The 25437-nt window shown below is 73.3% G+C and carries 23 protein-coding genes and 1 pseudogene; 8 read left to right on the top strand and 16 right to left on the bottom strand.

Annotated elements, in window-relative coordinates:
* The first annotated feature begins 38 nt into the window (after positions 1–38).
* From pip to ABT345_RS17610, 3 genes are all read left to right on the top strand, one after another.
* Positions 39–1007, top strand: coding sequence for a prolyl aminopeptidase (gene pip / locus ABT345_RS17600; protein ID WP_345076949.1), 969 nt, complete (start codon positions 39–41; stop codon positions 1005–1007).
* A gap of 123 nt (positions 1008–1130) precedes the next feature.
* Entirely contained in the window at positions 1131–2603 is a 1473-nt protein-coding gene (locus ABT345_RS17605; RefSeq protein ID WP_345076946.1) for an AlkA N-terminal domain-containing protein, read from the top strand.
* Between the two features lie 95 nt (positions 2604–2698).
* Positions 2699–3265, top strand: a complete 567-nt coding sequence (locus ABT345_RS17610; protein ID WP_345076943.1) for a methylated-DNA--[protein]-cysteine S-methyltransferase — start codon at positions 2699–2701, stop codon at positions 3263–3265.
* A gap of 77 nt (positions 3266–3342) precedes the next feature.
* Here ABT345_RS17610 and ABT345_RS17615 read toward each other — a convergent pair whose 3' ends face one another.
* From ABT345_RS17615 to ABT345_RS17635, 5 genes are all read right to left on the bottom strand, one after another.
* A complete protein-coding gene (locus ABT345_RS17615) occupies positions 3343–5310 on the bottom strand; it encodes a caspase, EACC1-associated type (RefSeq protein WP_345076939.1) in 1968 nt (655 codons plus the stop codon).
* Positions 5307–5681 (bottom strand): effector-associated constant component EACC1, encoded by a 375-nt coding sequence (locus ABT345_RS17620; protein WP_345076936.1) that lies wholly within the window; start codon positions 5679–5681, stop codon positions 5307–5309. The genes ABT345_RS17615 and ABT345_RS17620 overlap by 4 nt, the downstream gene beginning before the upstream one ends.
* A gap of 299 nt (positions 5682–5980) precedes the next feature.
* Positions 5981–6793 carry a DUF4037 domain-containing protein gene (locus ABT345_RS17625; protein ID WP_345076933.1) on the bottom strand — a complete coding sequence of 271 codons (813 nt, stop codon included), beginning with the start codon at positions 6791–6793 and terminating at the stop codon, positions 5981–5983.
* Positions 6794–6854: 61 nt separating this feature from the next.
* Positions 6855–7334: a GNAT family N-acetyltransferase gene (locus ABT345_RS17630; protein ID WP_345076930.1), complete on the bottom strand. Its 480-nt coding sequence runs from the start codon at positions 7332–7334 to the stop codon at positions 6855–6857.
* Between the two features lie 80 nt (positions 7335–7414).
* Positions 7415–7921 carry an NUDIX domain-containing protein gene (locus ABT345_RS17635; protein ID WP_345076927.1) on the bottom strand — a complete coding sequence of 169 codons (507 nt, stop codon included), beginning with the start codon at positions 7919–7921 and terminating at the stop codon, positions 7415–7417.
* Between the two features lie 130 nt (positions 7922–8051).
* On the opposite strand from ABT345_RS17635, the gene ABT345_RS17640 reads away from it, so the two are divergent.
* Entirely contained in the window at positions 8052–9206 is a 1155-nt protein-coding gene (locus ABT345_RS17640) for a glycerate kinase (protein ID WP_345076924.1), read from the top strand.
* 79 nt (positions 9207–9285) lie between these two features.
* Here the strand turns inward: ABT345_RS17640 and pssA are convergent, their stop codons facing one another.
* The 8 genes from pssA to ABT345_RS17680 all read right to left on the bottom strand — a co-directional run bounded on the left by pssA (position 9286) and on the right by ABT345_RS17680 (position 19380).
* On the bottom strand, positions 9286–10137 hold the full coding sequence (pssA, locus tag ABT345_RS17645) for a CDP-diacylglycerol--serine O-phosphatidyltransferase (protein WP_345076922.1): 852 nt from the start codon (positions 10135–10137) through the stop codon (positions 9286–9288).
* Complete coding sequence (locus ABT345_RS17650; RefSeq protein WP_345076919.1) at positions 10124–10771, bottom strand: phosphatidylserine decarboxylase; 648 nt, start codon at positions 10769–10771, stop codon at positions 10124–10126. Before ABT345_RS17650 ends, pssA begins: the two co-directional genes overlap by 14 nt.
* A gap of 171 nt (positions 10772–10942) precedes the next feature.
* Complete coding sequence (locus ABT345_RS17655; RefSeq protein ID WP_345076916.1) at positions 10943–12148, bottom strand: acyl-CoA dehydrogenase family protein; 1206 nt, start codon at positions 12146–12148, stop codon at positions 10943–10945.
* A 3-nt stretch (positions 12149–12151) separates the two neighbouring features.
* A complete protein-coding gene (locus tag ABT345_RS17660; RefSeq protein WP_345076913.1) occupies positions 12152–12676 on the bottom strand; it encodes a MaoC family dehydratase in 525 nt (174 codons plus the stop codon).
* Between the two features lie 61 nt (positions 12677–12737).
* The gene (locus tag ABT345_RS17665; RefSeq protein WP_345076910.1) at positions 12738–14750 is read right to left on the bottom strand and encodes an ethylmalonyl-CoA mutase; all 2013 of its coding nucleotides are present in this window, start codon (positions 14748–14750) and stop codon (positions 12738–12740) included.
* Between the two features lie 67 nt (positions 14751–14817).
* Entirely contained in the window at positions 14818–16155 is a 1338-nt protein-coding gene (gene ccrA / locus ABT345_RS17670) for a crotonyl-CoA carboxylase/reductase (RefSeq protein WP_345076907.1), read from the bottom strand.
* A gap of 485 nt (positions 16156–16640) precedes the next feature.
* Positions 16641–17441 (bottom strand): TetR family transcriptional regulator, encoded by an 801-nt coding sequence (locus ABT345_RS17675; RefSeq protein ID WP_345076904.1) that lies wholly within the window; start codon positions 17439–17441, stop codon positions 16641–16643.
* A gap of 112 nt (positions 17442–17553) precedes the next feature.
* Positions 17554–19380 carry a 3-hydroxyacyl-CoA dehydrogenase family protein gene (locus ABT345_RS17680; RefSeq protein WP_345076901.1) on the bottom strand — a complete coding sequence of 609 codons (1827 nt, stop codon included), beginning with the start codon at positions 19378–19380 and terminating at the stop codon, positions 17554–17556.
* Positions 19381–19829: 449 nt separating this feature from the next.
* On the opposite strand from ABT345_RS17680, the gene ABT345_RS17685 reads away from it, so the two are divergent.
* Complete coding sequence (locus tag ABT345_RS17685; protein WP_345076898.1) at positions 19830–20438, top strand: HEAT repeat domain-containing protein; 609 nt, start codon at positions 19830–19832, stop codon at positions 20436–20438.
* An 88-nt stretch (positions 20439–20526) separates the two neighbouring features.
* On the opposite strand, the gene ABT345_RS17690 is transcribed toward ABT345_RS17685, so the two are convergent.
* Positions 20527–21141, bottom strand: a complete 615-nt coding sequence (locus tag ABT345_RS17690; RefSeq protein ID WP_345076895.1) for a GNAT family N-acetyltransferase — start codon at positions 21139–21141, stop codon at positions 20527–20529.
* A gap of 106 nt (positions 21142–21247) precedes the next feature.
* Here ABT345_RS17690 and ABT345_RS17695 point away from each other — a divergent pair, with 106 nt between their 5' ends.
* The 3 genes from ABT345_RS17695 to ABT345_RS17705 all read left to right on the top strand — a co-directional run bounded on the left by ABT345_RS17695 (position 21248) and on the right by ABT345_RS17705 (position 23236).
* Entirely contained in the window at positions 21248–22048 is an 801-nt protein-coding gene (locus ABT345_RS17695; protein WP_345076892.1) for an SDR family NAD(P)-dependent oxidoreductase, read from the top strand.
* A gap of 67 nt (positions 22049–22115) precedes the next feature.
* Complete coding sequence (locus ABT345_RS17700; RefSeq protein WP_345076889.1) at positions 22116–22478, top strand: MerR family transcriptional regulator; 363 nt, start codon at positions 22116–22118, stop codon at positions 22476–22478.
* 314 nt (positions 22479–22792) lie between these two features.
* Positions 22793–23236, top strand: a complete 444-nt coding sequence (locus tag ABT345_RS17705; protein ID WP_030280444.1) for an SRPBCC family protein — start codon at positions 22793–22795, stop codon at positions 23234–23236.
* Between the two features lie 191 nt (positions 23237–23427).
* Here the strand turns inward: ABT345_RS17705 and ABT345_RS17710 are convergent.
* Both ABT345_RS17710 and ABT345_RS17715 read right to left on the bottom strand, forming a co-directional pair.
* Positions 23428–24105 (bottom strand): annotated as a pseudogene (locus ABT345_RS17710) (dioxygenase family protein); the annotation flags it as partial.
* A gap of 298 nt (positions 24106–24403) precedes the next feature.
* Positions 24404–25294 (bottom strand): helix-turn-helix domain-containing protein, encoded by an 891-nt coding sequence (locus tag ABT345_RS17715; RefSeq protein WP_386461498.1) that lies wholly within the window; start codon positions 25292–25294, stop codon positions 24404–24406.
* Between the last annotated feature and the right edge of the window lie 143 nt (positions 25295–25437).

Consider the following 25437-nt stretch of genomic DNA (forward strand, 5'->3'; position numbering starts at 1 on the left):
CCCTTCCCGGGCACCGACCGGACCACGAAAGGGACACCATGACCGAGCCGTACCCGCCGATCGAACCGTACGACCGGGGCATGCTGGACGTCGGCGACGGCAACCTCGTGTACTGGGAGGTCTGCGGCAACCCGCACGGCAAGCCCGCCCTCGTCGTGCACGGCGGGCCCGGCTCGGGCTGCACGGAGCGCGCCCGCCGCAACTTCGACCCGGCGCGCTACCGCATCGTCCTCTTCGACCAGCGCGGCTGCGGCCGCTCCACCCCGCACGTCGCCGACCCGACGACCGACCTGCGCGCCAACACCACCGCGCATCTCGTCGCCGACATGGAACGACTCCGCACCCACCTCGGCATCGACCGCTGGCTGCTCTTCGGCGGCTCCTGGGGCTCCACACTGATCCTCGCCTACGCCGAGCAGCACCCCGCCCGCGTCTCGGAGATCGTCATCCCGAGCGTCACCACCTCCCGCCGCCGCGAGATCGACTGGCTCTACCGCGGCGCCGGCCGCTTCTTCCCCGAGCAGTGGCAGCGCTTCCGGGAGGGCGTCCCGGCGGCCGAGCGCGACGGGGACCTGCTCACCGCCTACGCCGCGCTGATGGCCGACCCCGACCCGGCCGTACGGGAGCGGGCCGCCGCCCGCTGGTGCGCCTGGGAGGACACGGTGCTCTCCCTGGAGCCGCACGGCGCGCCCGATGTGTACGGCGGCCGCCCCTGGGCGGCGCGGCAGGCGCTGGTACGGATCTGCGCGCACTACTTCTCGCACGGTGCCTGGCTGGAGGAGGGCGCACTGCTGCGCGACGCGGGCCGCCTCGCGGGCATCCCCGGCGTCCTCGTCCACGGCCGGCTCGACCTCAGCACCCCGCTGGAGACCGCCTGGGAGCTGGCCCGCGCCTGGCCCGGCGCGGAGCTGACGGTCATCGACGACGCCGGCCACAAGGGCAGCGCGGCCACCCGGGACGTGGTGATCGGCGCGCTCGACCGCTTCGCGGGGGCCGCCGGCGCGTGACCGGGCGCGGCGGACGCCGGCGGCCGGGGGAGCGGCACCCGGGATCGGCATCGTTCCCGGCAGGCGCACGCTGATGTCGGATTTCCGCCAGCGCGGTCCCGGGCGGAGGACAATCCTGGAGACATGCACACCGACACCGAGAGCTGTCTGCGCGCCGTGCGGTCCAAGGACGCCCGCTTCGACGGCCGGTTCTGCACCGCCGTGCTCACCACCCGGATCTACTGCCGGCCCAGCTGCCCCGCGGTGCCGCCCAAACCGCAGAACATGCGCTTCTACCCGAGCGCCGCCGCGGCCCAGCAGGCCGGCTTCCGCGCCTGCAAACGCTGCCGCCCCGACGCCGCGCCCGGCTCCCCGCAGTGGGACGAACGCGCCGACCTCACCGCCCGCGCGATGCGGCTGATCGCCGACGGCGTCGTCGACCGCGAAGGCGTCCCCGGGCTCGCCGCCCACCTCGGGTACAGCACCCGCCAGATCGAGCGCCAGCTCCTGGCGGAACTGGGCGCCGGACCGCTCGCCCTGGCCCGCGCCCAGCGCGCCCAGACCGCCCGGCTGCTGATCGAGACGACCGCGCTGCCGATGGCCGAGGTGGCGTTCGCCGCCGGGTTCGCGAGCATCCGCACCTTCAACGAGACGGTCCGCGAGGTCTTCGCGCTCGCCCCCGGTGACCTGCGCAAACGCGCCGCCCCCGGCCCGCGCCCGGCGCTGCCCGGCACCCTCACCCTGCGGCTGCCGTTCCGCTGCCCGCTCTGCCCCGACAACCTCTTCGGCCACCTCGCGGCCACCGCCGTCCCCGGCGTCGAGGAGTGGCGCCACGGCGCCTACCGCCGCACCCTCCGCCTCCCGTACGGCCACGGCATCGCCGCGCTGACCCCGCGCCCCGACCACATCGAGTGCCGCCTCTCCCTCACCGACCTGCGGGACCTGACCGGCGCCATCGCCCGCTGCCGCCGGATGCTCGACCTGGACGCCGACCCGGAGGCGGTCGACGGGCAGCTGCGCCGCGACCCGGTGCTGGCCCCGCTGGTCGACGCGGCCCCCGGACGGCGCGTGCCGCGCACCGCCGACGCCGACGAGTTCGCCGTCCGCGCCGTCCTCGGCCAGCAGGTCTCCACCGCCGCCGCCCGCACCCACGCCGGACGGCTGGTCCTCGCCCACGGTGAGCCGATCGACGACCCCGAGGGCGGCCTCACCCACCTCTTCCCGACCCCGCAGGCGCTCGCCGGACTCGACCCGGAACGGCTCGCGATGCCCCGCACCCGCCGCACCACTCTCACCGGACTGATCGCCGCGCTCGCCGACGGCGCGCTCCACCTCGGCGTCGGCGGCGACCGCGCCGAGGCCCGCGCCCGCCTCGCCGCGCTGCCCGGCGTCGGCCCCTGGACCGTCGAGTGCATCGCCATGCGCGCCCTCGGCGACCCGGACGCCTTCACCCCCACCGACCTGGGCCTGCGCCGCGCCGCCACCGCCCTCGGCCTGCCCGGCACCCCCGCCGCCCTCATCCGCCACGCCACCGCCTGGAGCCCCTGGCGCGCCTACGCCGTCCAGTACCTCTGGGCGACGGAGGACCACCCGATCAACGTCCTGCCGGCCGGCTGACCGCCGGCCCGCCCCCGCTCGCCCCGCCCCCGACCGCCCCGACCCGACCACCGCGTACCCGCACCACCCCTCCGACCGACCGAGAACGGCACACCATGACCACGCCCCCGGGAACCGCACCCGAGCCGCCCGCCGACCGCGCGCACACCGTCCTCGACGGCACGCCCGTCGGCCCGCTCACCCTCGTCGCCACCGGACCCGCGCTCTGCGGCGTCTACATGACCGACCACCGCCACCGCCCGCCGCTGGAGACCTTCGGCCGCCGCGCCGACCCCGGTGAGGCGCCCTTCGCCGCCACCATCGCGCAGCTGACCGCCTACTTCCGCGGCGAGCTGACCGTCTTCGACCTCCCGCTGGACCTCGGAGGCACCTCGTTCCAGCGCCGCGTCTGGGCGGAACTGGTCACCATCCCGTACGGGACGACCCGCACCTACGGGCAGCTCGCCGACCGCCTCGGCGTCCCCTCCGCGGCCCGCGCCGTCGGCCTCGCCAACGGCCGCAACCCGGTCAGCATCATCGTCCCCTGCCACCGCGTCATCGGCGCCAACGGCAGCCTCACCGGCTACGGCGGCGGACTCGGCAACAAGCGCCGGCTGCTCGCCTTCGAGAGCGCGGGACAGGACGGCGACGGGGCGCTGTTCCCGGTGGCCGAGGTGGGGTGAGGGCACCGCGCCCCTGCCGGGCACACCCGGTCGCGCCGGACCCCTCGGACCGGCCGGCCGGGCGTGCCCGGGCGAACTCAGGGGAGCCGCACGCTCAACGCGTAGAGGCGGGTGGTCTGTTCGCTGTTGGTGTTGTCGTCCGACACGAGGTACAGCGGACGCCGGCCCTTGTGCGGGCCGGAGGTCCACGGCGCGCCGAGGGCCATTCCCTCGACGTTCTCCAGCAGCGGATTGACTATCCGGCCCGGGTGGGTGGGGACGACACCGGGGTCACCGGCAGGGCACTTCCCGAGGTCGAAGAGCAGGCTGTGCTCGACGAACACATCGGCCGGCTGGTCGTAGAGCACCTTGTGCGTGTCCACGGGCTGGGCGCCTTTGAGGGGGACGTCGTAGACCCGGATCGCATTGCCGACGCCCTCCACGTACTGCCGTTCCAGGGCGAGCAGCCGGTCGTCGGCGGCCGCGACCAGCTCGGCGAGGTACATGCCCTCCTTGGCCTGGTACGCGTACTGCCGATCGAGGCGGTAGGCGCCGCCCGGGGTGCCGACGTAGCGCTGGATACGGAGCATGTTGCGGCCGCGGGAGTCGCCGTCCTTGGCCAGCGCGCCCTCCATCGCGGCGTAGAGATACCTCCCGTCCGGGGAGACGGTCAGCGACTCGATCGTCCGCCCGGCCTGCCCCTGGCCCTGCGGGCTGGTCCGGAAGTCGGGCGGAATGGGCAGGTCGGGGCCGACCTGCGTGCCCGTGGCCAGCGTGAAGCGGCGGATGGCCGGCCCGGACTCCGAGGCGACCAGGATCGTCTTTCCGCCGCGCTCGACGACCAGACCCTCGCCGTCGAACCACTCGGAGGGCTTGGTGCCGCTCGTGGTGCGCAGGGTCCGGGCGGTCAGGGCCTCGGGGTGGAGCTGCTCCGGTGAGCCGAGACGCAGCGGGTAGACCCGGCTCGTCTGATTGTCCGTCAGCGCCAGGGCCTGGCCGGGCCCGGTGAGCGCGAGCGCGGAGAGGCCGCCGAGGGTCTCGCCCGCCGGCTGCTGCTTGTCGAGCGCGTCGGAATAGCTCAGCAGGGTGGCCCGCGGCGAGCAGGCGCCGCCCGGCGGGCGGGGGTGGAGCTCCTGCACCCACCGCCACACGGGCGGCGCGGCGAGCCCTGCCAGCAGGCCGAGGACCAGGGCGCCCGCCGCCAGCGCGCGGCGCGGGACGCGCACGCGCGGCGCGCTGGGCTGATCCGTGACCGCCGGCGGCGGCACCACCGCCAGATTGCGGACGAACGGCAGGAGGCCGACCCCGCCCTCGTCCCGGTCCTGGGGCTCCTGCGGCTGCGGTAACCGGCGCTCGGCCATCCGCTCCCGGACTGCCTCGAAGATCGCGTGCAGCCCCAGCATCTCGGGCCCGTCGGGCACGCCCTCGCGCAGTACGCCCACGAACGCATCGGTGAACGCCGTACACCGGCGGGGGTCGGGAGCGTGGGACTTGCGGTCCGCCGTCGTGGACGTCATCACATAGGTGCCGCGCACGCCCTTCAGTATCTTCCCCGACGCCCGTACGCCACGGTCCGCGACGGACATGCCGCCCTTGAGGACCCGGCCGCTGTAGCAGCAGTCCAGCAGGAGGACCCGGCGCTCGGCGGAGCCGTGATCGCGCATGGCGCGGCGGATGTAGGAATCGCTGACGGCCGTCTCGGGCTGGTCCTCGACGGAGTCGGGGAGGGAGAGGTAGAGGTCCTCCTCCGCGCGGTCGAGCAGGCCGTGCCCCGCGTAGTAGACGATCAGGGTGTCGGTGGCCGCCCGGGCGGCCTCGCGGATCGGGCCGACGAGAGCGGCCGCGGACTCCGGGTTCCGGACCACGGTGATCCGATCCGCGGGGATTCCCAGGATCGCTTCGTCGGCCAGCGCGGCGGCCAGCTCGGTGAGGTTGTGCCCCACGCTGCGCAGCGGTTCGAGTGCGGAGTACCGGTCGACGCCGATGAGGACACAGGCCGAGCGCGCGGGGGCGATCCCGAGCGCGCGCTCGGCGCCCGTGCCCTCCGCCGCCGCGTCGGTGCTCACCTCCCCGCCTCCTGCTCCGGCTCCTGACCGTCCCCGTCGACCGGCCGCACCGAGACGTCCGGGAAGGCCTCCCGGACCGCTTCCAGCTCCCCGGGCGTGGCTCCCGTGACCCGGATGGTGACCTGGGAACGAGGTCTGCGCCCCTCCCGCCAGGCGGCGTAGGAGAACGGCAGCTGCGCCAGCGTCGCGAGCGTGGACACCAGAGCGAGCACGGCCTCCAGATCGCCGCCCATCTCGTCCGGCCTGGCCTCTCCGCGCACCGGCTCGATCGGAATCCGGCCGCGCAGCGCACGGTCGTCGCGCAGCCAGGTGTGGAGCGAGCGCAGCTCCTGCCCGCTGTCCGGACCGGTCAGCTCGAACCTGATGTCCATGGCACTCCCCTGGGCTCAATGTCGGCTTGCCCTCAGTGTGCCCCGTGCCACTGACACAACTTCCCGCTCTTCACGCGAAGTTCCGCGTCCGCACACCTTCCGGCACCCCGGTCCGGAACCAGCCGGGGCAACCGGCACGACGACCGTCCCGCCGCGGCTCCCGGCGAACGGCAACGACCGGCCGCCCGGCACACGCCCCGCACGCCTTCGCCGGTACAGCCACAGCCCCTCGCCCGCCGAATCACCCGTAAGAGCCCGGACGCACCCGGCCCCGGCGCGGCACCGACGCCCGCCCGGCGCTACCCGCCGACCGCCTCCCGCACCCGCGCCACCAACTGCCGCGCCCGCTCCAGCGACCCGCGCAGCGGCTCCTCCTCGGTGCCGAGCGCGCCGAGCAGCGCACCGGCGTCGCGGGCGAACCCCGGCGGCGTACCGGGCAGCGCCGCTGCCGCCGCGAGCGCGCCCTTCTCGTTGACGCACCAGACCCGGTGGTGCGCGTGCAGCGCCTGGACGAGGGCGCCGACCGCCCGCGACAGACAGAGCGCGGCATGCAGCACATCGCCACGCCCGGGCGCCTTCGCGGCCATCGCCACCGAGAACTCCGCATCCCCCACGGCCCGCCCGCACAGCGCCGACCGCAGCGCCTCCGGGTACTCCCGCGTCGCCCGCTGCAGCTCCGTCAACTCCCCGGCGGGGTCGGCCAGTACGCGCCCCAGCGCGACCTCACCCGGATACGCGGGCGACCAGAACCCGAGCGGATGCCCGAGCTGTTCCCCGATCTCGTACCGCCCCTCGCGGCACTCCTCCCACACCCGCCGCACCCGGTCCACGTCCCGCAGGATCCAGTCCACGGACGCCCCGCCCCCGGCGGGCGTCAGCCACGCCCCGCCGTTGACCCACGCCCCCCACGCCCCCGGCGGGAACACCTCGACGGGCGCACCCGCGACCTCCGCGGCCAGCGCCTCCAGAGCCGGCAGGTCCACCGCGCCCCGGTAGTACACGCCCAGATCCCAGTCGGAGTCCGCCCGCTCCGTCCCCCGCGCCCGGCTGCCGCCGAGCATCACCCCGACGACTCCCGGCACCTCGGCCAGCCGTGCGGCGATCTTGTCCATGTCGGCTCCTCGTTACGGGGGCGGGGAAGGGGAAGGGGAAGGGGAAGGGGAAGGCCGGGCGTCAGGCGCCGGCGGGCAGGGCACGCTCGGCGACGATCTGGTCGCCGCTCAGCTCCCCGGTGGGCTTGAAGCCGAGCTTCAGATAGAAGGGCTCGGGTCCGTGCTCCCCGACGCCCCAGGTCACCGTCATCGTCCGCGCGCCGCGCTCCCGCAGCATCGCGCCGACGGCGTCCACGGCGAACGAGCCGTACCCCTTGCCCTGCTCGTCCGCGGCGATGTTCAGCCGCCACAGCCCGCTGCGGGGCCGGTCCCCGGGATCGTCCGGGCAAAAGCGGACATCGAGGAACGCCATCACGAACCCGACGGCCCGCCCCTCGTCCACGATCAGCCGGGGCCAGGCCCGCTCCGGCCGCACATACGCCTCGGCCAACGACACCGCGACCGGCCTCACGAACCCCTCCTGCTCGGGCCGGATCCGCAGGGCGCAGGCGGCCTCGACGTTCTCGGGGGTGAGCGGCTCCAGCCGGGGTGATCGCACCATGGGCGCACCGTACGACCGGCCTCGGGGAGCGCTCAACGGGTTTTTCCCGCCGGCGGGTTGGGCCCCGCACCCGCCCGGCCTCAGCTCGCCGCCCGCCTCCCCGGCACCCGGCCGTCCTCCAGCTCCACCGTCCCCGTGCCCCGCTCCAGCGCGTCGAGCGCGGCCCGCACCCGCAGCGCCAGCTGCGGATCGAGCAGCCGCGCGGCCTCCTCCCACGGGGCCATGCGCCAGGAGAGCAGTTCGTCCTCCTGGAGGCGGACCGAGGCGAGGGCCGCGTCGTCGAGGACACCGCCGTCGAAGAGGTACGAGACCACGGGCGGCCAGCCGGGGCTGCGGACCCAGTCGACGGCGAGCAGGGCGCCGACCTCGACGTCCAGGCCGATCTCCTCGGCCGTCTCGCGGTGCGCGGCCTGGCGCGGGGATTCCCCGGCGTCCGATTCGACGGTGCCGCCGGGCAGCAGCCAGCAGTCCCGGTAGTCCGGCTCCACCAACAGGATCCGGCCGGCCGCGTCCCGCAGGACGGTCCCGGCACCGGACAGCACCCGCGGCAGGCTTGCGATGTAGGTCGCCTCATCCATCGTCGTCATGGCCGTGAGCATAGGAGAGACGCCCCCTGCCACGGGCCCGCGAACGCCCCGGGAAGCCCTGTTCGTGGTGGCTTTCGCCGGATAGGGTCGCACCGGCGCGACTGCCAGTTCGAAAGCAAGGGGAAACACGATGGCGGACGCAGCAAGGACAGCGGCGCAGGTGCTGATCGCCGCGGACAAGTTCAAGGGCTCCCTCACGGCCGCCGAGGTCGCCGCGCACGTCACGGCGGGCCTGCGCCGCGCCGTCCCGGGCATCGGCGTGAGCGCCGTCCCGGTCGCGGACGGCGGCGACGGCACGGTCGCCGCCGCGCTGGCCGCCGGTTTCACCCGGCACCAGGCGCAGGTCACCGGCCCCACCGGCGCCCCGGTCACCGCGACCTTCGCCCTCCGCGCGGACGGCACCGCGGTCGTCGAGATGGCCGAGGCGTCCGGCCTCCAGCATCTGCCGCCCGGCGTCTTCGCCCCGCTGACGGCGACCACGTACGGCACCGGCGAACTGCTGCGGGCGGCGCTCGACGCCGGGGCCACCTCGATCGTCTTCGGCGTCGGCGGCAGCGCCACCACCGACGGCGGCGCGGGCATGCTGGCGGCGCTCGGCGCCCGCCTCCTGGAAGCGGACGGCACCCCGGTCGGCCCCGGTGGCGGCGCGCTGCGCGCGCTGGCCACCGCCGATCTCTCCGGACTCGACCCGCGGCTGGCCACCACGGAGATCGTCCTGGCCAGCGATGTCGACAACCCGCTCACCGGCCCCAAGGGCGCGCCCGCGGTCTACGGCCCGCAGAAGGGCGCGAGCGAGGCCGACGTCGCGGAGCTGGACGCGGCGCTGGCGCACTACGCCGCCGTGCTGGAGCAGGCGCTCGGCGCCCGCGCCGCGGAGTGCGCCCAGGCGCCCGGTGCGGGCGCGGCCGGCGGGATCGGCTACGGCGCGCTGGTCGGGCTCGGTGCCACGTTCCGGCCCGGGATCGACGTGATGCTGGAGGTGCTGGGCTTCGCGCCCGCGCTGGCCGGGGCGACCTTCGTGATCACCGGCGAGGGCTCGCTCGACGAGCAGACGCTGCACGGCAAGGCGCCCGCCGGCGTCGCCGCGGCGGCCCGCGCGGCCGGTCTGGAGGTCGCCGCGGTCTGCGGGCGGCTGCGGCTGACGCCCGAGGCGCTGGCCGCCGCCGGGATCAGCCGGGCGTATCCGCTGACCGATCTGGAGAGCGACCCGGAGCGCTGCATGGCCCAGGCGGGCCCGCTGCTGGAGCGCGCCGCGGAGCGGCTCGCCCGCGATCTGCTGAGCTGAGCCGGGACCGGCCGGCCACCGCACACACGAAAGAGCCCCGGGCGGATCGCCCGGGGCTCCTTCAGGTGCGTACGCGGTGTTACGGCAGCTGCGCGGCGCGGGCCTCGCGGCGGTTGTCGCGGAAGGTGTTCACCCGCCGGGCCGTCGCGAAGAGCGGGATCATCGCGCCGAGGACGATCTGCAGGGCGCAACCGGTCTGCAGCAGCCGCTGGCCGGCCGGGGCGTCCAGCGCCCAGGCGGCGAGCATGCCCATGCTGAGCACGATCCAGCTGAGCATCGCCACGGCGAGGCGGCCACGCGGCTTCGGGTACTCGACCCGGCTCACCATCAGCCAGGCCACCCCGATGATCGCCAGCAGCGTCGGCAGGAACGGCAGCTCCAGCAGGACGATGGCGACGACGGTCAGGGCGCCGAACGGGCCGGGCATGCCCTGGAACATGCCGTCGCGCATCGGCACGCACGAGAAGCGCGCGAGCCGCAGCACCACGGCGAGCAGGACCACGACCGCGGCGACCACCGACACCTGCTGGTTCGCGTCCTGGGCGACCATGCCCCAGGTGACGACGAAGTAGGCGGGCGCGAGGCCGAAGCTGATCAGGTCGGAGAGGTTGTCCAGCTCGGCGCCCATCGCGGAGGCCCGCAGCTTGCGCGCCACGAGTCCGTCGAAGAGGTCGAAGACCGACGCCAGCAGCATCAAGATCACGGCCATCGCCGCGCTGTGCCGCGCCATGCCGCCGTCGTCCGTGCCCGTCAGATGCGGGATGAGGACGCCGGTGGTCGTGAAGTAGACGGCCATGAAGCCGCAGATGGCGTTGCCGAGGGTGAGGGTGTCCGCTATCGACAGCCGCGTGGACAGCGGAATGTCGACGTCACCCTCCTCCTCGTTCTCAGGAGCCCAGCCGGCCTGGGTTTCGGAATCAGTCACGGTCAAGACGAGTCACCCCCGCGGTGGTGGCCTGTCCGACCTCGACCGCCGCCTCGACGCCTTCCGGGAGGTAGACGTCGACGCGGGAGCCGAAGCGGATCAGACCGATGCGTTCGCCCTGCTCCACCTTGGTGCCCTGGGGCACGTAAGGCACGATGCGGCGGGCCACCGCACCGGCGATCTGGACCATCTCGACGTCACCGATCTCGGTGTCGAAATGCCAGACGACGCGTTCGTTGTTCTCGCTCTCCTTGTTGAACGCCGGCACGAACCCGCCGGGAACGTGCTCCACGGACGTCACGGTGCCGGCCAGCGGCGCGCGGTTGACGTGGACGTTCAGCGGGCTCATGAAGATCGCGACGCGGGTGCGTCCGTCCTTCCACGGCATGATGCTCTGCACCACGCCGTCGGCCGGGGAAATCACACGGCCCTGAGCGATCTCGCGCTCGGGGTCGCGGAAGAACCACAGCATGCCCGCCGCGAGAGCGGTGGTGGGCACGGCGACGGCGGCCCAGCGTCCCGAGCGACGGGAGCGGGCCAGGCTGACCGCTGCCGTTGCCACGGTCGGGAGGAGCCACGGCGACGCTCCGCGCGCGAGGCGGACGCGGCCGCGAGGTGCAGAGGATGGGCTGTGGGGCATGGATGACCTTCGTAGCGGAGGATGCCGCGTAGTGGTTACGGGGGACGGCGGCTTTCCGGGGATGCTATCGGTTACGAGCGGCAACTGGCCAAGAGCCAGAGCCAATCCGTGGCCGAACAAGGATGACGCGGTGTGATCTTCGTCTAGATGAAATCCGGGCAAAGGGGAATTTCACCCCTGGATTCGGTACTCCTCCAGTAGCCGCCGACCGATGATCATTTTCTGGATCTCGGCGGTACCTTCACCGATCAGCAGCATCGGTGCCTCGCGGTAGAGGCGCTCGATCTCGTACTCCTTCGAGAAGCCGTAGCCACCGTGGATGCGGAATGCGTCCTCCACCACCTCCTTGCAGTATTCGGAGGCCAGGTACTTCGCCATGCCCGCCTCAAGGTCGTTTCGTTGTCCCGAGTCCTTTTTGCGTGCAGCATTCACCATCATCGCATGGGCTGCTTCGACCTTTGTCGCCATTTCTGCCAATTTGAACTGGATGGCCTGATGCTGCGCGATCGGCTTGCCGAAGGTGTGGCGCTGCTGTGCGTAGTCGATGCCCAGCTCGAAGGCGCGCCGGGCGACGCCGCAGCCGCGCGCGGCGACGTTGACGCGGCCCACCTCGACGCCGTCCATCATGTGAGAGAAGCCACGTCCGGTCTGCCCGCCGAGCACCCGGTCGGCCGGGATACGCAGGCCGTCCATGATCAGCTCGGTGGTGTCGACCCCCTTGTACCCCATCTTCTCGATCTTGCCGGGAACGGTCAGACCGGGGCGGACCTCGCCGAACCCGGCCTCCTTCTCCACCAGGAAGGTCGTCATCGACTTGTGCGGGGCGGTGCCCTCGGGGTGGCCCTCGTCGGTCCGGCAGAGCACCGCCACCAGCGTCGACGAGCCGCCGTTGGTCAGCCACATCTTCTGGCCGGAGAGGAGATAGCTGTCGCCGTCGCGGACGCCCTTGGAGGAGATCGCGGCGACGTCCGAGCCGAGCGCCGGCTCCGACATCGAGAAGGCGGCGCGGATCTCGCCCGTCGCCATCTTGGGCAGGAAGTACTCCTTCTGCTCCTGCGTGCCGTGCTGCTTGAGCATGTACGCCACGATGAAGTGGGTGTTGATGATGCCCGACACGCTCATCCAGCCGCGGGCGATCTCCTCCACCGTCAGCGCGTAGGTCAGCAGGGACTCGCCGAGGCCGCCGTACTCCTCGGGGATCATCAGCCCGAAGACGCCCAGCTCCTTGAGGCCCTCGACGATCTGCGTCGGGTACTCGTCGCGGTGCTCCAGCTCCGTGGCGACGGGGATGATCTCCTTGTCCACGAAGTCGCGGACGGTGGCGAGGATCTCCCGCTGGATGTCGGTCAGGCCCTCGGTCTGTGCGAGACGGGACATGTCTTACTTCTCCTTCCGGGCCGCCGGGGCCTTCAGCTCGGGGCGGCCGGGCTGTTCGCCGCCGCGCTCTGCGATGTACTGGGCGGTCGGCACCATGACCTTGCGCCGGAACACGCAGACCAGCGTGCCGTCCTGGTTGTAGCCCTTCGTCTCGACCTGGACGATGCCGCGGTCGGACTTGGAGCGCGACGGCGTCTTGTCGAGCACCGTCGTCTCGCCGTAGAGCGTGTCGCCGTGGAACGTCGGCGCCACGTGCTTGAGCGATTCGACCTCCAGGTTTGCCAGGGCCTTCCCGGAGACGTCCGGCACCGACATGCCGAGCAGCAGCGAGTAGACGTAGTTGCCGACGACGACGTTCTTGCCGAAGTCGGTGGTCCGCTCGGCGTAGTTCGCGTCCATGTGGAGCGGGTGGTGGTTCATCGTCAGCAGGCAGAAGAGGTGGTCGTCGTACTCGGTGACCGTCTTTCCGGGCCAGTGCTTGTAGACGTCGCCGACGGTGAACTCTTCGTAGGTACGGCCGAACTGCATCGTGCTCACTCCTCGGGAGCGTGGGACGGGGATGTACGGGTGGCGCGGGCCGGCGCCGGGGTCATGGGGTGACCTCCAGCGGGGCGAGCCGGTTCGCGGTGCGGATCTCGTCGACGATACGGCCGATGATCTCGGTGATGCCGAAGTCCTTCGGCGTGAACACCGCGGCCACCCCGGCCTCGCGGAGCGCGGCCGCGTCGGCGGACGGGATGATCCCGCCGACGATGACGGGCACCTCGTCCGCCCCGGCGGCATCCAGCCGCGCCAGGACGTCCGGAACCAGCTCGGCGTGCGAACCGGACAGGATCGACAGGCCCACGCAGTGCACGTCCTCGGCGACCGCCGCCGCGACGATCTGCTCGGGCGTGAGCCGGATGCCCTGGTAGACCACCTCGAAACCGGCGTCCCGGGCCCGCACCGCGATCTGCTCGGCGCCGTTGCTGTGGCCGTCCAGACCGGGCTTGCCGACCAGCAGCCGCAGCTTGCCGGTGCCCAGGTCGGCGGCGGTCCTCGCCACCTTCTCGCGGACCGCGGCGAGCGGCGTGCCGGCCTCGGCGGTGATCGCCAGCGGCGCGCCGGAGACCCCGGTCGGCGCCCGGAACTCGCCGAAGACGTCGCGCAGCGCCCAGGACCATTCGCCGGTCGTCACGCCGGCGCGGGCGCACTCCAAGGTGGCGGGGAAGAGGTTGGCGTCGCCCGCCGCGGCCTTCTTCAGGGCGGCCAGCGCGTCCTGGGCCCGCACCTCGTCCCGCTCGTCCCGCCAGGTGTGCAGGGCCTTGACGACCCGCGCCTCGTTGGCCGGGTCGACCGTCATGATCGCGGTGTCGAGGTCGGCGGTGAGCGGGTTCGGCTCGGTGGACTCGAAGCAGTTGACGCCGACGATCTTCTCCTCGCCGGACTCGATCCGGGCCCGCCGCTCGGCGTGCGAGGAGACCAGCTGCGCCTTGAGGTAGCCGGACTCCACGGCGGCCATCGCGCCGCCCATCTCCTGGATCCGGTCGATCTCCGCCGTGCACTGCGCGACGAGCGCGTCCACCTTGGCCTCGACGACGTGCGACCCGGCGAACAGGTCCTCGTACTCCAGCAGATCGCTCTCGTGGGCGAGGACCTGCTGGATGCGGAGCGACCACTGCTGGTCCCAGGGGCGGGGCAGGCCCAGCGCCTCGTTCCACGCCGGGAGCTGGACGGCCCGCGCGCGGGCGTCCTTCGACAGCGTGACCGCCAGCATCTCCAGGACGATCCGCTGGACGTTGTTCTCCGGCTGCGCCTCGGTCAGCCCCAGCGAGTTGACCTGCACGCCGTAGCGGAAGCGGCGCTGCTTGGGGTTCTCGATGCCGTACCGCTCGCGGGTGATCGTGTCCCACAGACGCCCGAACGCCCGCATCTTGCACATCTCCTCGACGAAGCGGACGCCCGCGTTCACGAAGAAGGAGATCCGGGCGACGACCTCGCCCTTGCGGTCCTCGGGGACCTGCCCGGAGGCGAACACCGCGTCCAGCACGGCGATGGCGGTGGACAGCGCGTACGCGATCTCCTGGACCGGCGTGGCCCCGGCCTCCTGCAGGTGGTAGCTGCAGATGTTGATCGGGTTCCACTTCGGGATGTGGTTGACCGTGTACGTGATCATGTCGGTGGTCAGCCGGAGGGACGGGCCCGGCGGGAAGACGTGCGTGCCCCGCGACAGGTACTCCTTGACGATGTCGTTCTGCGTCGTCCCCTGGAGCTTCGCGATGTCCGCGCCCTGTTCCTCCGCGACCACCTGGTAGAGCGCCAGCAGCCACATCGCGGTGGCGTTGATGGTCATCGAGGTGTTCATCTGCTCCAGCGGGATGTCCTGGAACAGCCGCCGCATGTCACCGAGGTGGGAGACCGGGACGCCGACCCGGCCGACCTCACCCCTGGCGAGGATGTGGTCGGGGTCGTATCCGGTCTGCGTCGGGAGGTCGAACGCGACCGACAGCCCGGTCTGGCCCTTGGCGAGGTTGCGCCGGTACAGCTCGTTGGACGCCTCGGCCGTGGAGTGCCCGGCGTAGGTCCGCATCAGCCACGGACGATCCTTCTGACGCTCAGTCATGGTTGTGCAACCGCCTATCGGTTCGGACAGTGCGACGGCGCGTTCCGGGCCCGCCGGAAGCGCGCGCTCATGCGTCGCGGAAGAGGTTGATCGCGTCGAGGTGCTTGGCGCGCATCTCCGTGTCGCGGACTCCCAGCCCCTCCTCGGGGGCGAGCGCGAGGACGCCGACCTTGCCCTGGTGGAGGTTGCGGTGGACGTCGTACGCGGCCTGGCCGGTGTCTTCGAGCGCGTACACCTTGGAGAGCGTCGGGTGGATCTTGCCCTTGGCGATGAGGCGGTTGGCCTCCCACGCCTCGCGGTAGTTGGCGAAGTGCGAGCCGACGATCCGCTTCAGCGACATCCACAGGTAGCGGTTGTCGTACTCGTGCTGATAGCCCGAGGTGGACGCGCAGGTGACGATGGTGCCGCCCTTGCGGGTGACGTAGACGGAGGCGCCGAAGGTCTCGCGGCCGGGGTGCTCGAAGACGATGTCGACGTCCTCGCCGCCGGTCAGCTCGCGGATCCGCTTGCCGAACCGCTTCCACTCGCGGGGGTCCTGGTGGTGCTCGTCCTTCCAGAACCGGTAGCCCTCGGCCTTGCGGTCGATGATCGCCTCGGCGCCCATCTTCCGGCAGATCTCCGCCTTGTCCTCGCTGCTCACCACGCAGATCGGGTTGGCGCCGCCGGCCAGCGCGAACTGGGTGGCGTAACTGCCGAGCCCGCCGCTGGCGCCCCAGATCAGGACGTTGTCGCCCTGCTTCATGCCGGCGCCGTTGCGGGAGACCAGCTGGCGGTAGGCGGTGGAGTTGACCAGGCCCGGGGCCGCGGCCTCCTCCCAGCTGAGGTGGTCCGGCTTCGGCATCAGCTGGTTCGACTTGACCAGCGCGATCTCGGCGAGCCCGCCGAAGTTGGTCTCGAAGCCCCAGATCCGCTGCTCGGGGTCGAGCATCGTGTCGTTGTGCCCGTCGGAGGACTCCAGCTCGACGGAGAGGCAGTGCGCGACGACCTCGTCGCCGGGGTGCCAGGAGTTGACGCCGGGGCCGGTGCGCAGCACCACGCCCGCCAGGTCGGAGCCGATGACGTGGTACGGCAGGTCGTGGCGCTTGGCGAGCGGGGAGAGCCGGCCGTAGCGCTCCAGGAAGCCGAAGGTCGGCAGCGGCTCGAAGATCGAGGTCCAGACGCTGTTGTAGTTCACGGAGGACGCCATGACGGCGACCAGCGCCTCGCCGGGCCCCAGTTCGGGCAGCGGGACGTCCTCGACGTGCAGGGACTTGCGCGGGTCCTTCTCGTGGGTGGCGAGTCCGGCGAACATCTCGGCCTCGTCCTTGTGGACGGTGACCGCGCGGTAGGACTCGGGGAGCGGCAGGGCGGCGAAGTCGTCGCGGGTGGTGTCGGGCGCGAGGATCGCGTCCAGGATTTCGTTCACGGTGTGCCTCCGGCGAAGCTCGTTCGGAAACGGCTTGAGGGAACGTCGGGGGTGGTGCGGGCTGCGGATGAGGGGTCCGCGGGGGTCGGCGCCGGTGAGCGCGGTGTGCCTGTGACGCAGGCGCCCGAACGGACGGCCGTGGCACGGCCGTTGGGACATCCGGCACGCGGTGAGGGCCGCGTGCCGGTCGCTCGGACCCCCTCAACGTATGACACCGGGTGCCAGTGAACAAGACACCGAGTGCCATGAATTTCTCTCAGATGAAAGAAAGTCTTCACATCTGAGCGATGATCGTTCAAAGGGGGTTTCGGACGATGGATGATCGTTCAAAAGGCCTGGTGAATGAGCGATGATCGCGCAGAACCGGCCCTGATTGCGGACATGCCGCGGCCCCCGGAGACCGGACGCGCGGCGGCGTCGGTCCCCGGGGGCCGGATGGTGCGGGCTCGGTGTGCGGGCAGGGGCGGTGGGCGGCGCCCGGCCGGTCAGCGCTGTTTCAGCGCCCGCTCGATCGTCCGCATGATCTCGTCCAGCGGGGCGTCCGTGCGGGCCACCGTGACCAGCACCTCGCCCTCGCGGGAGACCGCCGCGGGCGCGCTCTCCCCGGCGTCGGCGCGGCCCGCGCCGATACCGGTGCCGAAGGTCTCCCGGACGATCTCGAAGGCGTGGTCCAGCTGGGTCTCCACATCGCCCTGCGCGCCGGCCCGCAGCCACCGCCGCAGCACATGGTTGTGCGCGGTGACCACCGCCGACGCGGCGACCTCGGCGAGCAGCGGATCATCGTCGCCCTCGCGGTGCGCGCCCTCGTCGAAATGGCCCAGGAGATAGCGGGTGAACAGCCGCTCGTAGCGGGCCACCGACGCGATCTCGGCCTCCCGGAGGGTGGGCACCTCGCGGGTCAGGCGGTAGCGGGCCACGGAGACCGCGGGGGACGCCGCGTACATCCGCATGACTTCCTTGATGCCGCGGCAGACCGTGTCGAGCGGGTTCTCGTGCGCCGGTGCCGCATCGAGGACCGCCGCGGCGCGCACCAGGGTGTCGTCGTGATCGGGGAAGATCGCCTCTTCCTTGGAGCGGAAGTGGCGGAAGAACGTCCGCCGGGCGACACCGGCGGCCGCCGCGATCTCGTCGACCGTGGTCGCCTCGTAGCCCTTGGTCGCGAACAACTCCATGGCCGCGGCCGAGAGTTCGCGGCGCATCTTGAGTCGCTGGGCCGCCGCGCGGCGGGCGCCGGGAGTAGCGGGCTCCGGGGTGTCGGGGGACGGGGAACGAGCGGGCTGGGACATGTGGGGACGGTACTTCATATTCCCGCGGCCCGTGGCATTCGGTGCCACCCGCGCCCCGCTGACCTGGGGCGGACCGCCCGAAGGCGCCAGCAGCCCGCCCCACCGCTCCCGGTCAGCGCCGGGCGTACTCACGGAAGCCGCGGCCGGTCTTGCGGCCCAGGCAGCCCGCGGCGACAAGGTGCTCCAGGAGCGGCGCCGGGGCCAGCCCCGGGTCCCGGAACTCCGCGTGCAGCACCTTCTCGATCGCCAGCGACACATCGAGCCCGACGACGTCCAGCAGCTCGAACGGGCCCATCGGGTAGCCGCCGCCCAGCTTCATCGCCGCATCGATGTCGTCCGGCGTCGCATAGTGCTCCTGCACCATCTTCACCGCGTTGTTGAGGTACGGGAACAGCAGCGCGTTCACGATGAAACCGGCGCGGTCGCCGCAGTCCACCGCGTGCTTGCGCGCCGTCGTGCACACCTGCCGGACGGTGGCGTGCACGTCATCGGCGGTCAGCACCGTCCGCACCACCTCGACCAGCTTCATCGCCGGCGCCGGGTTGAAGAAGTGCATCCCGATGACGTCCTGCGGCCGGGACGTGGCGCGGGCGCAGGCGATGACCGGCAGCGAGGAGGTGGTGGTCGCCAGGATCGCGCCCGGCTTGCAGACCGCGTCCAGGGTGGCGAACAGCTCCTGCTTGATGGCCAGGTCCTCGGCCACTGCCTCGACGGCGAGATCGACCTCCGCCAGCGCGTCCAGGGAGCCCGCGGGGGTGATCGCGGCCAGCGCGGCGTCCCGCTCCCCGGCGGTCAGCCGGCCCTTCTCCACCGAGCGGGCCAGCGACTTCGCGATCCGTGCCACCGCCCGCTCCGCCTTCTCCCGGCTGCGGGCCGCCAGCACGACGTCGAAGCCCGCCTTCGCGAAGACCTCGGCGATCCCGGACGCCATCGTCCCGGACCCGGCGACGCCGACGGCGCGTACCGGCCGCCCGGCGCCGCGCCCGCCGCCGTCCGCCGGGGTCAGCGCGTCCGGCACGACGGTGGCCGAGCCCGGCGCCTCGTAGGTGTAGAAGCCGCGGCCCGCCTTGCGGCCGGTCAGCCCCGCCTCGGCGAGCTGGCCGAGGATCGGCGCGGGTGCGTGCAGCCGGTCGCCGGACGCGGCGTACATCGCCTCCAGAACGGTGCGGGCGGTGTCCACGCCGATCAGGTCGAGCAGCGCCAGCGGGCCCATCGGCAGACCGCAGCCCAGCCGCATCGCGGCGTCGATGTCCTCCCGCCCGGCGTAGCGCGACTCGTACATCGCGGCCGCCTGGTTGAGGTAGCCGAAGAGCAGACCGTCGGCGACGAAGCCGGGCCGGTCGCCCACCGCGATCGGGTCCTTGCCCAGGTCACGGGCGAGTTGGGTGACGGCGGCGACGGCGGTCGGCGCGGTAAGCACCGAGGAGACCACCTCGACCAGCTTCATCGCGGGCGCCGGGTTGAAGAAGTGCAGCCCGAGGACCCGCTCGGGGCGTTGGGAGTCGGCGGCGAGCCGGGTCACCGAGAGCGCGTTGGTGCCGGTCGCGATGATCGTGTCCGGGCGCACCACGGCGTCCAGCGCGGCCAGCACCTCCCGCTTGAGGGCCTGGTCCTCGGGCACCACCTCGATGACGAGGTCGGCGCCGGCAGCGGCCCGCACATCGGGGAAGGTACGGAACCGCGCCAGGACCGACTGCCGCTCCCGCTCGGTGATCCGGCCGCGGGCGACGGAGCGGGCGGTGGCGGTGGCGAGGGCGTCCGCGGCGTTGCGGGCGGCGGTGTCATCGGTGTCGACGCCGATGACCTCACGCCCGGCGCGGGCGAGGATCTCGGCGATCTGGCTGCCCATCGTGCCGAGGCCGATCACGGCCACGGTCGTCAGCGGCGGCGTGTCGCCGGACGGGTCGGAGGAGAGATCTGGGGTGGACTGACGGTCCATCGAGGGACTCCAGAGGGTGTTCCCCCGCGGGCGGGGGAGAGTGACGACTGAGGAGTGGGCGCACCACGGCGCGGCGCGGCATACGGCGGCCACCACGGCGGACGTGCGCCGGGGAGGCCGGAGGCCGCGGGCGGTGCGGGCTTAAGGAATGCGGGTGCGCGAAGAGGCGGCCGGCGGGCCCTGTCCCGGGGCCGTGCCGTGCTCTTCGTAACGGTGTTGTGCCGGATACCGGACCGAACGGGCGGACCGGACCGGGTGGTGCTCACCGAACCGACGTACTACGGGCGGCTGCGTCACCAGGCCGCCGGAGCAGGGGTGCTGCTCGTTCCCCGAGGTTAACCGGTGGGTAACCGCGGGTCCAGGGGTAGGGCGGGGCTTGTAGCGTGGCGCGGGCCACAGCGGGCGGGCGCGGCGGGCGATCGGCCGGCCGGCGGGAGAGAAGGCGGCAAATGGAAGAAGAGTTCCACGAGTTGACGGACCGGGTACGCGCCGAGCTGCGCACCGCGGACGATCTGGCGGCCTACGAGCGGCTGCTCGGCCTGGCCCGTCGCGGCAACGCCGCCGCCCACGACCAACTGGCCGCCGTCCTGGTCGCGGTGGAGCGCCCGCTGTGGGCCCGGGAGATCGCCGCCTTCGTCCTCGGCTGCGCGGGCGACGCCCGCGCCTTCGAGACGCTGGTCCTGCTGCTCAACTACCGCGACCCGGTCCGGTGCGCCACCGCCGCACACGCCCTGGCCCGCCTCGGCGACCCCCGCACCGCCCGCGCGGCCGCCGCCCTCGCCACCAATCCGCTGCGCACCGCCTACGCCCTGCACCCCGTCCGCCTCCTCGCCGAACTGCGCGCCCCGCAGTCCGTCCCGGCGCTCATCGCCACCCTGGAACGGCTGACCGCCCCGCACACGCCGTACTGGCGCGTTGCCCTGGCCTGCGTCGAGGGCCTGGGCGCCCTCGGCGACCGCCGCGCCGTCCCCGCCCTGACCACGGCGACCGGCCACCCCCGACTGGCAGCCGCGGCGGCAGCGGCACTGGCACGGCTGGGGGAGCCGGGGGGAGGGTGAGGGGCGGGCTCAGGGGCGAGGTTGCTCGCTGCGGTTGCCCGGGCCGTGGCCGAGCTTCGCCGGGGCCGGGGACGACGCCGCCTCGCCCTCACCCCAACGTCCGCCGATACCGCAGCTCAGGGACGGGGACGCCGTCCACCTCGTCGGTCTGTTCCGTGCCGTCCGGGGTGAAGCCGGCGCGGGTGTAGAAGCGCTGGGCGCGGGTGTTGCCGCGGACCACCCACAGGCGCAGCTCGCCGAAGCCGGCCTCGCGGGCGTGCTTCAGTGCGGCGGTCATGAGGGCGTGGCCGATTCCCGTGCCGATCAGCTGCGGCGTGACGTAGAGGGCGAACAGTTCGCCGACGGGGGCGGGTTCGGGGCCCGGGCCGTCCGGTGCCGGGTGGGCGGTGGTGTCCGGTTCGGGCCGGGGGGCGGCGTTCCGGTCCGGAGGAGTGGTGGCGGCCGGTGCGGGGCCGACGCAGGCCCAGCCGACGACCGTGCCCGCCCGTTCCGCCACCAGATCGCGGACCGCCGGCGGCCGCCGCCGCAGCCGGGCCCGCTGTGCCGCCGCCTGTTCCGGGATGCTCAGCCCGGCCAGATACGCCCGCGGCATCAGTCCGTCGTACGCGACCCGCCACCCGAGCACCCGCACCGCGGCCACCGCCTCGGCGTCGCCCTCGTCCATCTCCCGGATGCGCACCGGCGCCCCGTCCGCTCTCGTCATGGGGGGACGGTAGGGCGCCGGGGCGGGGGCGGGCACGTCCTTTTCCGTGGCCCGGCCGAGGACGGGGTTGACCTTGCCGCCGGTGTCAGGGTTGAAGACTGCCGGCATGGAGACGACACAGCAGCAGACGGCGGGGCGCGGGCAGGGTGCGGCGGGGGAGAGCCGGGTGGTGCTCGTGACCGGGGCCGGTACCGGCATCGGGCGGGCCACGGCGCGGGCATTCGCGGCCGGTGGCGCCCTGGTGGTGGCGGTCGGCCGCCGGAGCGGGCCGCTCCGGGAGACCGCACGGGGCAGCTTTCCCGACGGCGGCGCCATCGTGCCGTACCCCGCCGACATCACCGCGGACGGTGTCCCCGAGACCCTCGTCCGGCACGTCGCGGCGGCCTACGGGCGGTTGGACGTGCTGGTCAACAACGCCGGGATCGTGGGTGAGGGGCGGCTCGGCAGCTACACCGCCGACGGATTGGCGCCGCTGCTGGCGACGAACCTCGTGGCGCCGGTGTTGCTGACGCAGGAGGCGGTGCCGCATCTGGAGCGCACGGGGGGAGTGGTGGTGAACATCAGCACCTCCGTCGGGCAGCGCGCCTGGCCCGGCAACGCCGTCTACGCCGCGACCAAGACCGGCCTCGAACTCCTCACCCGCAGCTGGGCGGTGGAGCTGGCACCGCGCGGGGTGCGGGTGGTCGGGGTCGCGCCGGGCGCGATCGACACCCCCATCGCCGAACACCGGGGCCTGGACGCCGGGCAGATCGCCGCCGTACGGGCCTGGCAGACCGACCACACGCCGCTCGGACGGATCGGCCGCCCCGACGAGGTGGCCTGGGCGGTGACCGGCCTCGCCGCGCCCGGTGCGTCGTTCGTCACCGGCGTCGTCCTGCCCGTCGACGGCGGGGCGGTCGTCGGCTGACGGCCCGGCCGGCCGCAACTCCGCAGCCGCCTGGTAGAACGAGGAGCCGGGCGAGCGGAGGGATGGTATGCGGATCGGGGAACTGGCCGGACTGACCGGCACCACACCGCGGTCGCTGCGGCACTACGAACGCGAAGGGCTGATCACCTCCGAACGCCTGCCGAACGGCTACCGCGACTACGGGCCGGAGGCCGCCGTACGCGTCCGCAACATCCGTCATCTCCTCGACGCCGGACTCACCCTCGCCGATGTGTGGTGCTTCGAGGGCTGCCTGGACGGCGACCTGGCCCGCACACCGCCCTCGGCCGAGGGGCTGCGCATCGCCCGGGAACGGCTGGCCGCCCTCGACGAGCGGATCGCCGCCCAGACCGCGGCCCGCGACCGGCTGGCCCGCGCCCTGGACGAGGCGGTGGAGCCGGTGCGCGGATGACGCCGTGGCCGGGCAGCCGCGCCGGAGGCGTCCTCAAGGTCATCCCGCGGAAATCCGGGCTGCCGGACGCCCGGCCGGTGCTCCCCGTGCCGGACGGTGCCGAACAGTGCCGGCGGGCCTGCGCCCGGATGGTCCCGGTGCATCGTGCCTCTCCTCCTCGCCCGTCCTGCCGGTTCCTTCACACCACAAGGAACACCTCTTCGTTCGGACGGGTTGCACCGGATTTTGGGCGGGTGGCCCCGGGATGGTTGGCTGAGCGCGCATCGCGGGACCGCGCTGGGCAGGACCGCGCCGAAAAGTGGAGGACAGCACACATGGGTCAGGTCGAGGCCGTCACCGAGCGGGAGATCGCTGCGGACCCGGAGGACGTGTTCGACGCGCTCGCCGACTACACCGGCACCCGCGGCAAGCTGCTGCCCGAGCAGTTCAGCGAGTACGAGGTCCGCGAGGGCGGCGACGGCAAGGGCACGCTGGTGCACTGGAAGCTCCAGGCGACCAGCAAGCGGGTCCGCGACTGCCTGCTGGAGGTCGACGAGCCGACCGACGGGCAGCTCGTCGAGAAGGACCGCAACTCCTCCATGGTCACCACCTGGGTGGTCACCCCGGCGGGCGAGAAGCGCGCCAAGGTCGTCGTCACCACGACCTGGCAGGGCGCCGGCGGTATCGGCGGTTTCTTCGAGCGGACCTTCGCCCCCAAGGGCCTCGGCCGGATCTACGACGCGATTCTCGCCAATCTCGCCACCGAGACGGAGAAGTGAGCGAGGCGGCGTCCGGCGGCGTACGCTGCCGCTGATCCGGCGGGCCCGCGCACGGGCCCGCCGGGCACCACGCTCCGGCGGTGGGCTCCCACGCCTCGTGCAGGGCGCGGGAACCCACCGCCGGTTCTTCATACCCGGCGGCCGGCCGACCGGCCGCCGGAGCGTCAGCCGCGCGGGCGGGGCGCGGCCCCGGACACCTGGAGCGCGAAGTCGAACGTCGCCTCCTTGCCGCCGCCCGCGTCCCGCACGTTCATCAGCAGCGCCGGGTCGAAGATCGGGTCGGTGTTGTTGCGCGGCTCGCCCGGGAAGTACAGCTGCGTGGTGAGGATCGGGCCGCCCGGTGCCTGGACCTTCACATGCAGGTGCCGGGTGCGCCCCGGGTAGAGGCCCGGCACGATCGTCGTCAGCGTGAACGCGCCGCGGGCGTCGGTGAACTGGTGTCCCCGGAAACGGAATCCGGTGTTGTCGTAGGCGCCGTCGTCGTCCGCCTGCCACCAGTCCAGCAGGACGTGGGCGAGCGGGGTGCAGGACAGCCCGAAGACGAAGCCGCTCACCGTCAGCGGCGTGCCCTGGGTGCCGGGCTCGACGAGCGAGTCGCGCAGCGGGGAGTTGGGCTTGAAGTACGGGCCCTCGATCTGCGGCGGCGTCGGGTCGTCCCCGTCGTCGCAGTAGGGCGTCGGGGCGAGCGTGCCGTGGGAGGGCTTGTGGTCACGGGCCAGCGCGACCCCGCCGCCGAGCAGCATCGTCGCCGGTACGGCCGCGACGGCGGCCCTGAGCACGTTCTTCCGGCTGATCGGACGGGCGGGCCGGTCGGCCCCGCCGTCCGGTGCGGCGTCCGGCCGGAGGCCTTGACTGCGGTCGTCTTCCATCGCGCGCTCCTGGGGGAGAGAGGGAGGGGAAGGGGGAATTCGGGTGGGGGTGACGGGCGGGAGGGCCCGTACGGAACGGATCGCTGCGCAACCGCGGGCGTCCCCGCCGTTCCGCGACATGGTCCGGACCAAGTGGTGCGGGCCGGTGACGACAGACGGTAGGCCAGCAGGCGCGGGGCGTTCGAGGGACTGGACACGGGCGTCATGGTGAATTCCGTGGCTCCGCCCGGCGGGGCCACGGACTGCGGCGCGCCGCGGCCCCGTTCCGTCCAGGACACAGCGGGCCCGGCCCTCGGGCTCACGCCTCCGCGCCCTCCAGCGCCGTCGTGCCGCCGGTGGTCCGGCCCTGCGCCGTACCGCTCGTCGCGCGGCGGAAGTCGCCCGGGCTCACGCCGGTCTCGCGGCGGAAGAAGCGGCAGAAATAGGCCGGGTCGGCGAAGCCCAGACGGGCGGCGACCTGGGCCACGCTCAGGCCGCTGCCGGACAGCAGCCGCTTGGCCTCGACGGTCTGCGCATGCCGGATCAGGCCGCCCGGCGTGCGGCCGGTGCTCCGCTTGACCACCTCGGTCAGATGGCCCACCGAGACGCCCAGCTCCTCGGCGTACGAGCGGACCGTGCGGCCCGCGGCGCCGGGGCGGGCCAGCAGGGCGGCGAACTCCCGGGCCACCGGCGGCGTCCGGCCGGTGGCCGGTGCCGGGACGGACGCGCCGGGCAGCCGCAGCGCCTGGGCGATCAGGATGTGCAGCTGCGCCTGGAGCACCGAGATGAAGCCGTCGGCCCGCTCGCCGTGCTCCCGCACCATCTCCGCCACCAGCGAGTCGATCCGCGGCGCCGCACCGGCCGTCACCCGCAGCCCCGGACAGCCGCCGAGGGCCGCCAGCGCGTCCCGGTCGCCGGGGTGCGCCAGCAGGAAGTCCTCGGTGAAGAGGATGACCCAGCCGCGCAGCTGCGCCACCTGCTCCCAGTGGTGGACCTGCCCCGGCACGATCACGCTCAGCTCCGGCGGCCGCAGCGGCCGTCGGACCAGGTCCACGACATGGGCGCCGCGGCCCCCGGTGACGTAGGCGATCTCGTGGAACGAGTGCCGGTGCGGGAAGTTCGCGCGGGCGAGCGGGCCGATCGTGTCGAACGAGCCGATCGCGAAGGGGAGGAGGTGCGGCGCGGGCACGTCGAGGCGATGCAGGGGCACCGGATCGTCGTGGCGGGGGCCGTGGTTGACCCCGCCGCGCGGGACGAAGACGTCGGGTGCGGGGCCCGCCGCGCGGCCCCCGCGCGCCGACCCGGCCTGTTCGCTGCGTCTGGGCACGCCCTCACCCTACGAACCCCCGCAAG

The sequence above is a fragment of the Streptomyces sp. NPDC000404 genome (assembly GCF_040300365.1).
GTDB classification, from domain to species: Bacteria; Actinomycetota; Actinomycetes; order Streptomycetales; family Streptomycetaceae; genus Streptomyces; species Streptomyces ramulosus.